Source organism: Thalassobaculum sp., assembly GCF_040219215.1.
Taxonomy (GTDB): domain Bacteria; phylum Pseudomonadota; class Alphaproteobacteria; order Thalassobaculales; family Thalassobaculaceae; genus Thalassobaculum_A.
Map to the genome: position 1 here is coordinate 83,605 of NZ_JAVJSX010000007.1, position 14,020 is coordinate 97,624.

Annotated in this window: 15 protein-coding genes; 14 read left to right on the forward strand and 1 reads right to left on the reverse strand. The window is 67.8% G+C overall.

Features of this window, described 5'->3' with window-relative positions:
* Positions 1–45: 45 nt before the first annotated feature.
* From aroA to ihfB, 4 genes are all read left to right on the forward strand, one after another.
* Complete coding sequence (gene aroA, locus RIC54_RS03975) at positions 46–1,389, forward strand: 3-phosphoshikimate 1-carboxyvinyltransferase (RefSeq protein ID WP_350098245.1); 1,344 nt, start codon at positions 46–48, stop codon at positions 1,387–1,389.
* Positions 1,386–2,006, forward strand: a complete 621-nt coding sequence (gene cmk / locus RIC54_RS03980; RefSeq protein WP_350098246.1) for a (d)CMP kinase — start codon at positions 1,386–1,388, stop codon at positions 2,004–2,006. Before aroA ends, cmk begins: the two co-directional genes overlap by 4 nt.
* Before the next feature lie 193 nt (positions 2,007–2,199).
* Positions 2,200–3,906 (forward strand): 30S ribosomal protein S1, encoded by a 1,707-nt coding sequence (gene rpsA / locus RIC54_RS03985; RefSeq protein WP_350150566.1) that lies wholly within the window; start codon positions 2,200–2,202, stop codon positions 3,904–3,906.
* Positions 3,907–4,123: 217 nt separating this feature from the next.
* On the forward strand, positions 4,124–4,402 hold the full coding sequence (gene ihfB / locus RIC54_RS03990; protein ID WP_007671251.1) for an integration host factor subunit beta: 279 nt from the start codon (positions 4,124–4,126) through the stop codon (positions 4,400–4,402).
* Positions 4,403–4,408: 6 nt separating this feature from the next.
* Here ihfB and pdxR read toward each other — a convergent pair whose 3' ends face one another.
* Positions 4,409–5,932 carry a MocR-like pyridoxine biosynthesis transcription factor PdxR gene (pdxR, locus tag RIC54_RS03995; RefSeq protein WP_350098248.1) on the reverse strand — a complete coding sequence of 508 codons (1,524 nt, stop codon included), beginning with the start codon at positions 5,930–5,932 and terminating at the stop codon, positions 4,409–4,411.
* 95 nt (positions 5,933–6,027) lie between these two features.
* Here pdxR and RIC54_RS04000 point away from each other — a divergent pair, with 95 nt between their 5' ends.
* The 10 genes from RIC54_RS04000 to accD all read left to right on the forward strand — a co-directional run bounded on the left by RIC54_RS04000 (position 6,028) and on the right by accD (position 13,936).
* Positions 6,028–6,672, forward strand: coding sequence for an FMN-binding negative transcriptional regulator (locus RIC54_RS04000; protein WP_350098249.1), 645 nt, complete (start codon positions 6,028–6,030; stop codon positions 6,670–6,672).
* A 64-nt stretch (positions 6,673–6,736) separates the two neighbouring features.
* Positions 6,737–7,144 carry a VOC family protein gene (locus tag RIC54_RS04005; protein ID WP_350098250.1) on the forward strand — a complete coding sequence of 136 codons (408 nt, stop codon included), beginning with the start codon at positions 6,737–6,739 and terminating at the stop codon, positions 7,142–7,144.
* A 95-nt stretch (positions 7,145–7,239) separates the two neighbouring features.
* Positions 7,240–7,989, forward strand: coding sequence for a class I SAM-dependent methyltransferase (locus RIC54_RS04010; RefSeq protein ID WP_350098251.1), 750 nt, complete (start codon positions 7,240–7,242; stop codon positions 7,987–7,989).
* A gap of 125 nt (positions 7,990–8,114) precedes the next feature.
* Positions 8,115–8,864: a class I SAM-dependent methyltransferase gene (locus RIC54_RS04015; RefSeq protein ID WP_350098252.1), complete on the forward strand. Its 750-nt coding sequence runs from the start codon at positions 8,115–8,117 to the stop codon at positions 8,862–8,864.
* A 153-nt stretch (positions 8,865–9,017) separates the two neighbouring features.
* A complete protein-coding gene (locus tag RIC54_RS04020; RefSeq protein ID WP_350098253.1) occupies positions 9,018–9,395 on the forward strand; it encodes a LapA family protein in 378 nt (125 codons plus the stop codon).
* Complete coding sequence (gene pyrF / locus RIC54_RS04025) at positions 9,392–10,120, forward strand: orotidine-5'-phosphate decarboxylase (RefSeq protein WP_350098254.1); 729 nt, start codon at positions 9,392–9,394, stop codon at positions 10,118–10,120. Before RIC54_RS04020 ends, pyrF begins: the two co-directional genes overlap by 4 nt.
* Positions 10,117–10,815 (forward strand): phosphoribosylanthranilate isomerase, encoded by a 699-nt coding sequence (locus tag RIC54_RS04030; protein ID WP_350098255.1) that lies wholly within the window; start codon positions 10,117–10,119, stop codon positions 10,813–10,815. Before pyrF ends, RIC54_RS04030 begins: the two co-directional genes overlap by 4 nt.
* Positions 10,816–10,855: 40 nt before the next feature.
* Positions 10,856–12,085, forward strand: coding sequence for a tryptophan synthase subunit beta (trpB, locus tag RIC54_RS04035; protein WP_350098256.1), 1,230 nt, complete (start codon positions 10,856–10,858; stop codon positions 12,083–12,085).
* A gap of 8 nt (positions 12,086–12,093) precedes the next feature.
* A complete protein-coding gene (gene trpA / locus RIC54_RS04040) occupies positions 12,094–12,930 on the forward strand; it encodes a tryptophan synthase subunit alpha (RefSeq protein ID WP_350098257.1) in 837 nt (278 codons plus the stop codon).
* Between the two features lie 28 nt (positions 12,931–12,958).
* Positions 12,959–13,936: an acetyl-CoA carboxylase, carboxyltransferase subunit beta gene (gene accD, locus RIC54_RS04045; protein ID WP_350098258.1), complete on the forward strand. Its 978-nt coding sequence runs from the start codon at positions 12,959–12,961 to the stop codon at positions 13,934–13,936.
* Positions 13,937–14,020: the final 84 nt, after the last annotated feature.

Genomic DNA, 14,020 nt, shown 5'->3' on the forward strand with positions numbered 1-14,020 from the left:
CGCCGCCGATTCAGAACCTGTCGATCCAGAGGTCAGGAGGATCCGATGCCGACCCCGCTGCTGTCACGCCGCGCGCGCCCGCTGACCGGCACGCTGCGGATTCCCGGCGACAAGTCGATCTCGCACCGTTCGTTGATCTTTGGCGGCCTGTCGGTCGGCGAGACCACGATCGAGGGCCTGCTGGAGGGCGAGGACATCCTGGCCACGGCGAGCGCCATGCGGGCGTTCGGCTGCGAGGTGGAGCGTGGCAAGGACGGCCGGTGGCATGTGCACGGCCGAGGCGTCTCAGGGTTGGACGAACCGGCCGACGTGATCGACTGCGGCAACGCCGGGACCGGGGCCCGGCTGCTGATGGGCGTGGCCGCCCAGCAGCCGATGACCACGATCTTCACCGGCGACGGTTCGCTGCGCCGCCGGCCGATGGGCCGGGTGATGACCCCGCTGTCGCAGATGGGGGTACGGTTCGCCACTCGCGAGGGCGGGCGCCTGCCCGGCGCCGTCATCGGTCCCGAGACCCTGATCCCGATCGAATACACACTGCCGATGGCGTCGGCCCAGGTGAAGTCGGCGATTCTGCTGGCCGGGCTGGGGGCGGCCGGCCACATCACCGTGATCGAGCCGAAGCCGACCCGCGACCACACCGAAACCATGCTGCGTCATTTCGGCGCCGACGTGCGGGTCGAGGACATGCCCGGCGGCGGCCGCCGCATCACGCTGGTCGGACAGCCGGAGCTGACCGGCCGCAAAGTCGTCGTGCCGGCCGACCCGTCCTCGGCGGCATTCCCGGCCGTTGCCGCTCTGCTGGTTGAGGGCTCGGAGATCACCCTCCCCGGTGTCGGCACCAACCCGCTGCGCTTCGGCCTGTTCGAAACACTGATCGAGATGGGCGCCGACATCACCCTGACCAACCGGCGCACCGAAGCCGGCGAGCCGGTCGCCGACCTGATCGTCCGGCACGGCCCGCTGAAGGGCATCGACGTGCCGCCGGAACGGGCACCGACCATGATCGACGAGTATCCGATCCTGGCGGTCGCCGCCTCGGTTGCCGAGGGCACCACCGTGATGCGCGGGCTGGAAGAACTGCGCGTCAAGGAAAGCGACCGTCTCGGCGCCATGGCCAAGGGCCTGACCGCCTGCGGGGTGCGGGTCGATGTCGACGGCGACGACCTGACCGTGCGCGGCGCCGGCAACGGCGTGGCCGGCCGGACCACCATCCCGGTCGACCTCGACCACCGCATCGCCATGTCCTTCCTGGTGCTGGGCATGGTCTCGGAGGAGTTCGTGGCGATCGATGACGCCGCCGCCATCGCGACCTCGTTTCCGGGATTTGCCGACCTGATGAACGGTGCCGGCGCCGCGATCGCCCCGGCGACGGATGTGGCGGCGTGATCATCGCGATCGACGGTCCGGCCGGCGCCGGCAAGGGAACGCTGGGTCTGGCGCTGGCCAGCCGCCTCGGCCTGCGCCACCTCGATACCGGCGGCCTGTACCGCGCGACCGCCCTTCAGATCCTGCGCTCCGGCGGCGACCCGCACGACCCGGAGACCGCCGAGCGGGCGGCCCGCGCCCTCGACGTCGCGCTGCTCGGCTCGGCCGATCTGCGCCGCCCTGACGTCGGCACGGCAGCCTCGGTGGTGGCCGCGATCCCGGCGGTCCGCCAGGCGTTGCTGGACTTTCAACGCGAGTTCGCCAACACCCCGCCGGGCGCGGTGGTCGACGGCCGCGACATCGGAACCGTGGTTCTGCCCGACGCCCCGGTGAAGCTCTACGTGACCGCGTCGACGGAGGAGCGGGCCCGGCGGCGCCACAAAGAGTTGCTCGAACGCGGGGAGGCCAGTATATACCAGCGCGTTCGCGCCGAGATCGAGGCGCGCGACGCGCGTGATGCTGGACGGGCCGTGGCGCCGATGCGCAAGGCCGACGATGCGGTCGAGATCGACACAACCGATCTTTCCCCTGATCAGGTCCTGGCACGCGCGCTCGCCGCGATCGACGCACGGGCATAGCCGACACCGGCCGAGGCATGACGCCCGGTCGGTATATCAACCACCAACCCGGCGGCCGCGGATTTCGGTCGACACCCGGGAACGGAGACCCGGGGCGCCCGAGTTCAGGATCGGGCCTTAAGCGATCCCAGTTCGAGCCGCCGATGCGACGGACGCGCCCAGCGCGGACGTCCGTTCGCTTTCAGGAGAATTCATGGCTACCAGTAACGTCCTAATTGAAGATTTCGAGGCTCTGCTTGAGGAGTCCTTCGGCCAGGTGACCTCGATCGAGGGCAGCGTGGTCAAGGGGACCATCGTCAGCATCGAGAACGACATGGCGCTGATCGACGTCGGGCTGAAGTCCGAAGGTCGGGTCGCGGTCAAGGAGTTCGCGTCCCCGGGCCAGAAGTCGGAACTGAAGCCGGGCGACATCGTCGAGGTCTATGTCGAGCGCCTCGAGGACCGCAACGGCGAAGCGATGCTGAGCCGCGACAAGGCCCGCCGCGAGGAAGCCTGGGCGCAGCTCGAAGGCGCCTTCAACGGCAACGAGCGCGTGACCGGCGTGATCTTCAGCAGGGTCAAGGGTGGCTTCACCGTCGACCTGTCGGGCGCCGTGGCGTTCCTGCCGGGCTCCCAGGTCGATATCCGGCCGGTGCGTGACATCGGCCCGCTGCTGGGTACCCCGCAGCCGTTCCAGATCCTCAAGATGGACCGCCGCCGCGGCAACATCGTGGTGTCGCGCCGCGCCGTTCTCGAAGAGAGCCGCGCGGAAGCCCGCTCCGAGCTGGTCGCCTCGCTGAAGGAAGGCATGGTCCTGTCCGGCGTGGTCAAGAACATCACCGACTACGGTGCGTTCGTGGATCTCGGTGGCGTCGACGGCCTGCTGCACGTCACCGACATCGCATGGCGCCGCATCAACCACCCGACCGAAGCGTTGCAGATCGGCCAGACCGTCAAGGTCCAGGTCATCCGCTTCAACTCGGAGACCCAGCGTATCTCCCTCGGCATGAAGCAGCTCGAGGCGGATCCGTGGGAAGGCGTGGACGTCAAGTACCCGGTCGGTACCAAGTTCACCGGCCGCGTGACCAACATCACCGACTACGGTGCCTTCGTGGAGCTGGAGCCGGGGATCGAGGGCCTGGTGCACGTCTCCGAGATGAGCTGGACCAAGAAGAACGTCCATCCGGGCAAGATCGTCTCCACCTCCCAGGAGGTCGAGGTGATGATCCTGGACGTCGACCCGAACAAGCGTCGGATTTCGCTCGGCCTCAAGCAGTGCATGGGCAATCCCTGGGACGAGTTCGCCAGCAAGTACCCGACCGGCACCGAGATCGAGGGCGAGGTCAAGAACATCACCGAGTTCGGTCTGCTCGTCGGCCTGCCGGGCGACATCGACGGCATGGTTCACCTGTCGGACATCGATTGGGAGACCCCCGGCGAGGAAGCCATTCAGAGCTTCAAGAAGGGCGACATGGTCAAGATCAAGGTCTTGGATGTCGACACCGACAAGGAGCGCATCTCGCTCGGCATCAAGCAGCTGACCAGCGATCCGTTCGCGTCGGGTGCCGCCAGCCTGAAGAAGGGCGTGGTGGTGACCTGCACGGTGACGCAGATCACCGAAGGCGGCATCGAGGTCCAGCTGAGCGACGGCATGACCGGCTTCATCCGCAAGTCGGACCTGTCGCGCGAGCGTTCCGAGCAGCGGCCCGAGCGGTTCGCGGTCGGCGAGAAGGTCGATGCCAAGGTGACCAACATCGACGCCAAGAGCCGCAAGGTGACCCTGTCGATCAAGGCGCGCGAGACCGCCGAAGAGAAGCAGGCGATGGCCGAGTACGGCTCCTCCGACAGCGGCGCCAGCCTGGGCGAGATCCTCGGTGCGGCACTGCGTCAAGGCGAACAGGCGGCCAAGACCGACGACTGATTCCCGTCGGATCTGGAACATCGGACGGGCCGTTCGCCGCAAGCGAACGGCCCGTTTCCGTTGGAGGCCGCGGCGTTAGTCAAAAAACGGTTCTATTAGAGATACTTACGCTTGACCTGACCGACAGGCGCTGGCAATCTCCCAATTGGGGCGGGACAGTGTGCCGGTGAACTGGTGCTGGCCGCTTCGCGACAGGGAATCGCGGAGGTTCGCGATCATGACGAAGTCCGAATTGATCGCGCGGCTGGCGGAAGCCAACCCACACCTGTTTCAGCGGGATGTCGAGCGGATCGTTTCGACGATATTTGACGAGATCTCGAACGCGCTGGCCCGCGGCGACCGGGTCGAATTGCGCGGTTTCGGGGCGTTCTCGGTCAAGCAGCGGGAGGCCCGGGTCGGGCGCAATCCCCGTACCGGCGAAGCGGTAAAGGTCAGCTCCAAGTTCGTGCCGTTCTTCAAGACCGGAAAGCTGCTGCGCGACAAGCTCAACACCTGACCGGCATCAGCGTCCGGAGCCCGATCGTCCCGCTTGGTCGATCGCTTCGCGCACCATTCGGGCCGCCCAGGTCGCCCGTGCCCGCGGCAGCGAGGCAAACCCCACCAGCAATCCGTTGCGTTTGGCGGCCCCCCGGTAGAAACCGGACAGTGACGCCGGCGATACGCCGCGCGACCGCGCCGCCTCGACGACGGCCACATCGGACGAACCATCCACCAGATCCACCGTCAGGTTGATGCCGGTCTCCGGTCGCTCGACCCGCGCGCGTGCGCCGACGGCGGACTCCAGGGCATCGGCCAACGCGTCACGGCGGTCACGGTACAGGGTCCGCATCCGGCGCAGGTGCCCGGCCATATGGCCGTCGTCCAGGAACCGGGCCAGGATCACCTGGGCGTCCAACGCCGGCTGCCGGTCGAAGTGGCCGCGCAGCCGAACCAGCGTCTCGGCCAGGGGCGACGGCGCCACCACGAAACCGATGCGCAACGCGGGCGCCAGGGCTTTCGAGACCGTGCCGACATACAGCACCCGCCCGGCGCCATCGAGCGCCTTCAGCGGCGGGACCGGCCGGCCGCTGTAGCGGAACTCGCCGTCATAGTCGTCCTCCAGGATCCACGGCCCGTCGTCCCCCGACCCCGAACCACCGGCCCAGTCGACCAGCGCCCGGCGACGGGCGAGCGACAGGGTCACACCGAGCGGGAAATGATGGGTCGGCGTCACGGTCACCAACCGGGCATCGGGTGCCGATCGCCGCGCCGCCGCAACGTCCAGGCCCTCGCTGTCGACCGGCACCGCCACCAACCGAGCCCCGGTCGCAGCCATCGGCCCGCGCAAGCCAGGATAGCAGGGCTCCTCCAGCACGACGGCGTCGCCGGGATCGAGCAGCGCGCGCGACACCAGGTCGATGGCCTGCTGGGCGCCGGAAGTGACGATGACCGCATCGGGATCGAGCGACAGACCACGGAAGGCGCCGAGGTAGCGGGCCAATGCGTGGCGCAGCAACGGATGCCCCGCCGGATCGCCGTAACCGAAGTCGGTCGCTGGGGTCTCCCGCCAGAACCGTCCGGCGAGGCGGGCCCAGACCCGGCCCGGAAACGCGTCGAGGCCCGGTCGGCCGGGTTGCAGCGGCTCGGGAATCGAGGCGGAGCCCGATCCTCCGGTTCCGACCCGCTCGCCCAGCATGATCCGCGCGGCTGCCGACAACCGGACCGGCGGCGCCATCGCCGGGGTCGATCGTGTTGCAACCGGAATATTGGGCGTCAGATCGGGAAGATCGCGTGCGACCCGGGTCCCGCCGCCGCGCCGGCCCTCGACATAGCCTTCGGCGGCCAGCCGCTCATAGGCCAGGCTGACGGTGTTGCGTGCCACCACCATCTGCTCCGCCAGGCTGCGGGTCGACGGCAGTCGGGCACCGGGCCCGAGACGGCCGTCGGCGATCGCCCGCCGGAAGAACGCCGCTATCTGCTCCTGCATCGGCGCGGCTTCGCTGCGGTCGACTTGGAACACGCTCCAGACCGGCAAGGCATCTGCCATCTCTTGGCCCCATGAATGAAACGACTTTGGCCCTCATGATACGACCAACATCGGCGTAAGCGAACCCCTGTTCTGCCGCCCCGTTGGAGCCAACCATGTACATTCCGCCCGCCTTCAGGCTTGCCGATCACGCCGCCGCCCTGGAGGTCATGCGCGAGCATCCGTTTGCCCTGCTGATCGCGGCCACCGGTGCGGGCTCAGTGGAAATCGCGCACCTGCCGATCCTGGTGGACGCAGACGGCGAGGCCCTGGAGCTGCGCGGTCACGTCGCCAAGGCCAACCCGATGGCCCGGCTGATCGCCGAATCGTCCACCGAAGCGCCGGTGCGGGCGACCGTGGTGTTCACCGGGCCGAACGCCTATGTCTCGCCGGACTGGTATGTCACGGAGAATCAGGTGCCGACCTGGAATTATCTGGCGGTCCACGCCGCCGGCCCGCTGACCGAGGTCGACGACGGCGAGGCGGTCGTGGCGCTGCTGGCCGACCTGTCGGCCGAGCATGAGGCGGCACTGTTGCCGAAGCGTCCCTGGACCATGGACAAGATGATCCCGGGCACCGTCGATCGGATGCGCAAGGGCATCACCGCCTTCCGGATCGCGGTCGACCAGTTCGAGACCAAGGCCAAGCTGTCGCAGAACAAGAACGCCGCCGATCGCGGCGGGGTGGTGGCGGCGCTCCAGGCGCTCGACCGGCCGGGTACGTTAGCGACGGCCGGCTGGATGCAGCGACTGGCGGAGTAACGTTGAGATCCTTTCCGGTATTGTGAACCGGACACCCCGGCGCTCCAGCAATCCGAAGGCTGCCATGAATCTCCTGGTCAACATCGACGTCGACGACCTTCCAGCCGCCGAACGGTTCTATGTCGAGGCTTTCGCCCTGCGGGTCGGTCGTCGGCTCGGATCGGACGTCGTCGAACTGCTCGGCCTGGGTGCGCCGATCTACCTTCTGCGAAAACCGGCCGGGAGCACGCCGTTCAAGGGGGCGCACCAGACGCGCGACTACGCCCGGCACTGGACCCCTGTCCACCTCGACCTGGTGGTGGACGATGTCGATGCCACGGTGTCCCGTGCCGTTGCCGCCGGGGCGGTGCTGGAATCGCCGGCGCACAGCTACGAATGGGGGCGCGCCGCCGGTCTCGCGGATCCATGGGGAAATGGTTTCTGCGTGCTGCAGTTCCTGGGCCGCGGCTACGACGCGCTGGTCGACGCTTAGCGCCCGCATCGGTCAAGCCGCAGCCTTCTCCCCGGTGCCCTCACTGGCTAGGATGCCGCCTTCGGGCCACCGGCGCTGCGCCAGAAAGACCGCGAATGAGCAACGGCAAGAAGCTTGGTGATCGGGTCGGTCTTGCGGCCCGGGACGTTCAGTCGACCGGCGATCTGTACGATCTGTTCCTGTCACGAAATGACCGCGGCATTCACAAATGGCATCACTATTTCGATGTCTACACGCGTCATTTGGGCCGGTTCCGCGGCACGGCGTTCCGGGTTCTGGAGATCGGCGTGAGCAAGGGCGGGTCGCTGTCCCTGTGGTCCGAGTTTTTCGGCCCCGAAGCCAGGATCGTTGGTGTCGACGTCGACCCGCAGACGCTGGCGTTCGACGGCGGCTGGGCGAACGTCACCGTCCGCATCGGCGATCAGGCCGACCCGGAGTTCCTGGCGCGGCTGGATGACGAGTTTGGGCCGTTCGACGTCGTGATCGACGATGGCGGGCACACCGCCCGTCAGCAGATCAACAGCTTCAACCTGCTGTACCCGCGCATGACCGAGCGTGGCGTCTACATCTGCGAGGACACCCATACGAGCTATTGGGCGCGGTTCGCCGACGCCGGCCCGGGGGTGACGATGATCGAGCACGCGAAGAAGATGATCGATCATCTGCACGAACCCTATCGAGGCGGAGACAAGGCTTTTGACCGGTTCGGCATCCGACCGACGGACCGCGAGGGCAACCTGCAGGTTACGCGCTTCGCCGCCGAGACGTTCTCCGTCCTGTTCTACGATTCGATGATCGTCTTTGAACGGCGACCGCGCGCGGAGCCTTTCCGGGAGATCCGGTAGCGACCGAACTCTTCTCGCCGGCGCTGTCCAAGTGTCAGCGCCGGCATCGACTTTTCCCAAACGGTGTCGTTGTCTAGGATGCCGGCCGCGCGCGCAGGGCCCGCATTGCACCGGGAAACATCGGAATGAGTGACGACAAGAAGCTTGGTGACCGGGTCCGGATTCCGGCACGCGCCACTCAGTCCAGCGGCGATCTATACGACCGCTTTCTGTCGTCCGACGATCGCGGGATCTTCAAATGGCACCATTATTTCGACATCTATGAGCGCCATCTTGCCCGGTTTCGTGGATCGCCGGTCCGCATCCTGGAGATCGGTGTGAAGAACGGCGGCTCCCTGTCCCTGTGGTCGGAGTACTTCGGCGAGGCGGCAACGATCGTGGGACTGGATATCCAGCCGCGCTCGATGGTCCACGACGGCATGCGGCCGAACGTTTCCGTGCGCATCGGCGACCAGGCTGACCCGCAGTTCCTGCGCAAGGTCGAGGAAGAGTTCGGACCGTTCGAGGTGGTAATCGACGACGGCGGGCATTCCGCCCGCCAGCAGATCAACAGTTTCAATTTCCTGTATCCGCGCATGACGGCCCACGGCATCTACATCTGCGAAGACACCCACACGAGCTATTGGCCCCGGTACGCCGACGCCGGGCCCGGCGTCACGATGATCGAGCATACCAAGAAGCTGGTGGACCACCTGCACGAGCCGTATTTCGACGAAGGCAAGTCCATGCAGCGTTTCAGCATCGGTCCCGAGCAGCGCTCCGGCGATCTTCTGGCAACCCGGTTCGCCGCCGAGACGTTCTCGGTTCAGTTCTACGACTCGATCGTGGTGTTCGAGCGACGGCCGCGGTCGGAGCCGTACCGCGAGCAGCGCTGACACCGCAGCCGGGAGTGCACTGGAGAATCCGCTGAGGGTGACCATCTGATGGGGTATCGGCGGCGTGGCCCGGCGTTGTTCGGCGGCCGATGCGCCGATATGCTGCCGGCAACCGGATCTGGCGGCATCCGAACCACTTGAGGAGACGGCATCATGGCTCGACGCAACTGGGCGGTGCGACTGGCGTCCTTCATCGTGGTGTTCCCGATCACCGTACTGGTGGTCCTGTTCGCGATCTCCAACCTGCATCCGGTTCCGATCCAGTTCTGGCCGCTGCCCGGCGAGGTCGAGGTCTCGCTGTCGCTGATCGTTCTGCCCGCTATGGGGCTGGGCCTGCTGGTCGGCGAAGTGATTGCCTGGGCCGGCGAATTGGGGCACAAGCGCCGCGCGGAGCGCGCTGAGAAGCGGGCCGACGACCTGGAGCGCGAAATCGCCGTCATGCGCATCCGCGAGGAAGAGCTGCGGGCTCGCGCCGTGCCGGCGGAGCGGCGCCCGGCCCTGGTCGACCGGCGTCCCGGAAAGGCCGCATGACCCACAGCCCCGTCCAACCGAAAGACCGCATCCTTGTCGGCATCGACACCCCGGATCGCGGCGTCGCGATCGGCCTTGCCGAACGGCTGAGCGACTCCGTCGGCGGCATCAAGCTCGGCCTGGAGTTCTACAACGCCCAGGGCCCCGAGGGTATTCGCGCGGTGGCCGGCGCGATCCCGCTGTTCCTGGACCTTAAGTACCACGACATCCCGAACACGGTGGCCGGTGCCGTGCGCTCGGCGGTTGCCGCCTGCCAACCGCGGATTCTGAACATCCACGCCTCCGGCGGTACCGCCATGATGAAGGCGGCCGTCGCCGCCAACCACGAGACCGCCCAGGCGAACGGCATCGAGCGTCCCAAGCTGATCGCCGTCACCGTGCTGACCAGCCTGGACGATGAAGACCTGGACGCCGTCGGCCAGCACGGGCCCGCGGCCGAGCAGGCGCTGCGCCTGGCCCGACTGGCCCAGGACGCGGGCTGCGACGGTGTGGTGTGCTCGCCGCTGGAGATTGCCGCCATCCGCGCCGCCTGTGGACCGGACTTCCTGCTGATCGTCCCCGGCATCCGGCCGGCCGGCAGCGTTGGCGACGACCAGAAGCGCACGATGACCGCCGGAGCCGCGGTTGCCGCCGGCGCCGACTACGTGGTGATCGGCCGTCCGATCACCCAGGCCGCCGATCCGGTGGCCGCCGCCCGGGCGATGGCGGCCGAGATCGCGGCATGACCGCGATCCAGGTCAAGATCTGCGGCATCAACGATCCGGTGGCCGCCCGCACGGCGGCTGAAGCCGGCGTCGACATGATCGGCTTCGTGTTCTATCCGCCCAGCCCGCGCGCGGTGACACCGCAGCGCGCCGTCGAACTGGCGCGCGAGTTGCCCGCCGGTGTGATCCGGGTGGCTCTGCTGGTCGACGCCGACGACACGCTGGTCGATGCCGTGGTCGCGACCGGCGTGGTCGATCTGTTGCAGCTGCACGGCCGCGAAACCCCACAGCGAGTTTCCGCAATAAAGGCCCGGACCGGCCTGCCCGTCATGAAGGTGCTGGCGGTGGCGGTCCCCGCCGATATCGAGGCTGCCCGCGCGTTCGACGGCATCGCCGACCGCATCCTGTTCGACGCCAAGCCACCGAAGGACCTGAAAGGCGCCTTGCCGGGCGGCAACGGACTCAGCTTCGACTGGCACCTGCTGGATGGCCTGGCGCTCGACACGCCCTGGACGCTGTCCGGCGGATTGGACGCCGGGAACGTTGCGGCGGCTATCCGCCTGACCGGTACCGCGTCGGTCGATGCCTCTTCCGGGATCGAGGATCGGCCCGGTGTGAAGAATCCCGACAAGATCCGGGCGTTCGTCGCCGCGGCCAGGGCCGCCGGCGCCAACGACGGCCGTCCGGGCCTTGCGCCGTCCGGCGCCCGGCCTTAAGACCGGGACGGTATGCAGTTCGCGCGAAACGAGGTCTGACATGGCCGGTACGGCCCAACCCAACACGCTGCGCTCCGGTCCGGATGCCGACGGGCATTTCGGCATCTTCGGCGGGCGCTACGTTGCCGAAACGCTGATGCCACTGATCCTCAGCGTCGAGAAGGCGTACGAGCAGGCCAAGGCCGACCCCGAGTTCCAGCGCCAGATCGCCTACTACCACACCCACTACATCGGCCGGCCGAGCCCGCTGTACTTCGCCGAGCGGCTGACCGAGCACTTCGGTGGCGCCAAACTGTACTTCAAGCGCGACGAGCTGAATCACACCGGCGCCCACAAGATCAACAATGTCATGGGTCAGGCCCTGCTGGCCAAGCGCATGGGCAAGACCAAGATCATCGCCGAGACCGGCGCCGGCCAGCACGGCGTGGCGACCGCCACCGCCTGCGCGCTGTTCGGCATGGAATGCGAGGTCTTCATGGGCGCCGAGGACGTCGAGCGCCAGAAGCCCAACGTCGACCGCATGCATCTGCTGGGCGCCAAGGTCCACCCGGTCACCTCCGGGTCCGGCACCCTGAAGGACGCCATGAACGAGGCCCTTCGCTACTGGGTCTCCAAGGCCGAAACCCATTTCTACATCATCGGCACGGTCGCCGGCCCGCACCCCTACCCGGCGATGGTCCGCGACTTCCAGGCGATCATCGGCCAGGAAGTGAAGCATCAGATGATGGCGGCCGAAGGTCGGCTGCCGGACACCCTGGTCGCCTGCATCGGCGGCGGCTCGAACGCCATGGGGCTGTTCCACCCGTTCCTGGACGACGCCGACGTCGAGTTGATCGGCGTCGAGGCCGGCGGGCTGGGGATCGACAGCGGCAAGCACGCCGCCTCGCTGAACGGCGGCCGGCCCGGCGTGCTGCACGGCAACCGGACCTATCTGCTGCAGGACGACGACGGCCAGATCACCGAGGCACACTCGATTTCGGCCGGGCTGGACTATCCCGGCATCGGGCCGGAGCATTCCTGGCTCTACGACATCAAGCGGGTCAAGTACGTCGCCGCCAATGACGACGATGCGCTGCGGGCATTCGCGCTGTGCACCCGCAAGGAAGGCATCATCCCGGCCCTCGAGCCGTCGCACGCGCTGGCCCATGTCGGCACCTTCATCGGCGACCGGCCGAAGGATCAGATCGTGGTGATGAACCTGTGCGGCCGTGGCGACAAGGACCTCGGCGCGGTGATGCCCAAGCTGAAAGCCATGGGGTTGTTGTCGTGAGTGCGGCCATGACCGCCGGGGTCTCCCGCATCGACGCCCGTTTCGCCGCCCTGAAGGCCGAAGGCCGGGCCGCGCTGGGCGTGTTCGTCAGCGCCGGCGATCCGGATGCCGAGACCGGGCTTGCGATCCTGAAGGGCCTGCCCGGCGCCGGCGCCGACATGATCGAGTTCGGCATGCCGTTCACCGACCCGATGGCCGACGGCCCGGCGATCCAGGAGTCCAGTCAGCGCGCCCTGAAGGCCGGTATGACATTGAGCGGTGTGCTCGACATGGTGCGGGCGTTCCGTACCGGCGACCAGGACACCCCGATGATCCTGATGGGTTACTACAACCCGATCTACAGCTATGGGGTCGAGCGGTTCATCGCCGATGCACTGGCTGCCGGGGTCGACGGGCTGATCGTCGTCGACCTGCCCCCCGAGGAAGACGGCGAACTGTGCCTGCCGGCGCTCTCCAAGGGCCTTGGGTTCATCCGGCTGGCCACCCCGACGACCGACGATGTCAGGCTGCCGGCGGTGCTGAAGAATACCGCCGGATTCGTCTACTACGTCTCGATCACCGGTATCACCGGCTCCGCGGCGGTGCCCACCGACATGGTCAACAAGTCGGTCGAGCGCCTGAAGCGGCACACCGACCTGCCGGTCTGCGTCGGTTTCGGCATCACCACGCCGGAACAGGCGGCCGGGATCGCCCGCTGCGCCGACGGTGCCGTCGTCGGCACGGCGGTGGTCAAGGCCCTGAAGGCGTCCCTGGATGCCGACGGCAAGGCGACCGCAACTACGGTGCCGGCCACGCTCGACTTCGTGCGCGGGCTCGCCGAGGGCGTGCGGGGAGCCCGCCGCTGATCTGCCGCCGCCGAAAGGAAGGCTGACGATGAACTGGATCACCAACTCGGTCCTGCCGAAGATCCAGGCGCTGGTGCGCCGCGAGGTGCCGGACAATCTCTGGCACAAATGCGTGGCGTGCGGGCAGATGATCTTCCACCGCGACCTGGAGCAGAACCTGCACGTCTGCCCCGAATGCGGGCATCACCTGCGGATCGGCCCGATCGACCGGTTGAAGATGGTGTTCGACGACGGCAAGTACGACACCATCCAGCTGCCGAAGCCGGCGCTCGACCCGCTGAAGTTCCGCGATCAGAAGCGATACACCGACCGGCTGCGCGAGGCCCAGGCCAAGACCGGGCGGAGCGACGCCATGGTGGTCGCCCACGGAACCATCGGCGGTACGCCGGCTGTGGCGGCGGTCTTCGATTTCGGCTTCATGGGCGGCTCGATGGGCACCGGCGTCGGCGACGCCCTGGTCCGCGCCGCCAAGCTGGCCGAGACGCAGAATGCCGGCTTGCTGGTGTTTCCGTCGTCCGGCGGCGCCCGCATGCAGGAAGGCATCCTGTCGCTGATGCAGATGCCGCGCACCGTGGCGGCGGTCGACCGGGTCAAGGAACGCGGCCTACCGTTCATCGTGGTGCTGACCGACCCGACCACCGGCGGCGTGACCGCATCCTTCGCCATGTTGGGTGACATCCACCTGGCGGAACCGGGCTCGATCATTGGCTTTGCCGGCCAACGGGTCATCCAGGAGACCATCCGCGAGCAGCTGCCCGACGGCTTTCAGCGGGCCGAATACCTGCTGGAGCACGGCATGGTCGACGCGGTGGTGCACCGCAAGGATCTGAAGGCGACCCTGGGGCGGATCCTGGCCCTGCTGCTGCGGCCCCGCCCGACGGCGCAGATCGTGGCGCTGCCGCAGCCCGATGTCGACATCCCCGGCAAGGCGCCGGCGGCCAAGGACGGCGGGAAAGCGACGATCCAGGTCGCCGATACGCGCACCCCCACCGGCGAGTCCGACTAGAGTCCGCCCCATCGCCGGCCCGCGCCGGCCCAGACCGGAGGATGCTCCGATCACCGCCCCTCTGCCCGCGACGCCCGAGACCAT

Excerpts from the sequence above, each read along its gene's own strand:
- RIC54_RS04030 (WP_350098255.1), top strand. The coding sequence starts at position 10,117 with ATGACCGCGATCCAGGTCAAGATCTGCGGCATCAACGATCCGGTGGCC.
- accD (WP_350098258.1), top strand. The coding sequence starts at position 12,959 with ATGAACTGGATCACCAACTCGGTCCTGCCGAAGATCCAGGCGCTGGTG.
- trpA (WP_350098257.1), top strand. The coding sequence starts at position 12,094 with ATGACCGCCGGGGTCTCCCGCATCGACGCCCGTTTCGCCGCCCTGAAG.
- RIC54_RS04005 (WP_350098250.1), top strand. The coding sequence starts at position 6,737 with ATGAATCTCCTGGTCAACATCGACGTCGACGACCTTCCAGCCGCCGAA.
- ihfB (WP_007671251.1), top strand. The coding sequence starts at position 4,124 with ATGACGAAGTCCGAATTGATCGCGCGGCTGGCGGAAGCCAACCCACAC.
- RIC54_RS04015 (WP_350098252.1), top strand. The coding sequence starts at position 8,115 with ATGAGTGACGACAAGAAGCTTGGTGACCGGGTCCGGATTCCGGCACGC.
- trpB (WP_350098256.1), top strand. The coding sequence starts at position 10,856 with ATGGCCGGTACGGCCCAACCCAACACGCTGCGCTCCGGTCCGGATGCC.
- RIC54_RS04020 (WP_350098253.1), top strand. The coding sequence starts at position 9,018 with ATGGCTCGACGCAACTGGGCGGTGCGACTGGCGTCCTTCATCGTGGTG.
- RIC54_RS04010 (WP_350098251.1), top strand. The coding sequence starts at position 7,240 with ATGAGCAACGGCAAGAAGCTTGGTGATCGGGTCGGTCTTGCGGCCCGG.
- RIC54_RS04000 (WP_350098249.1), top strand. The coding sequence starts at position 6,028 with ATGTACATTCCGCCCGCCTTCAGGCTTGCCGATCACGCCGCCGCCCTG.
- aroA (WP_350098245.1), top strand. The coding sequence starts at position 46 with ATGCCGACCCCGCTGCTGTCACGCCGCGCGCGCCCGCTGACCGGCACG.
- pdxR (WP_350098248.1), bottom strand. The coding sequence starts at position 5,932 with ATGGCAGATGCCTTGCCGGTCTGGAGCGTGTTCCAAGTCGACCGCAGC.
- pyrF (WP_350098254.1), top strand. The coding sequence starts at position 9,392 with ATGACCCACAGCCCCGTCCAACCGAAAGACCGCATCCTTGTCGGCATC.
- rpsA (WP_350150566.1), top strand. The coding sequence starts at position 2,200 with ATGGCTACCAGTAACGTCCTAATTGAAGATTTCGAGGCTCTGCTTGAG.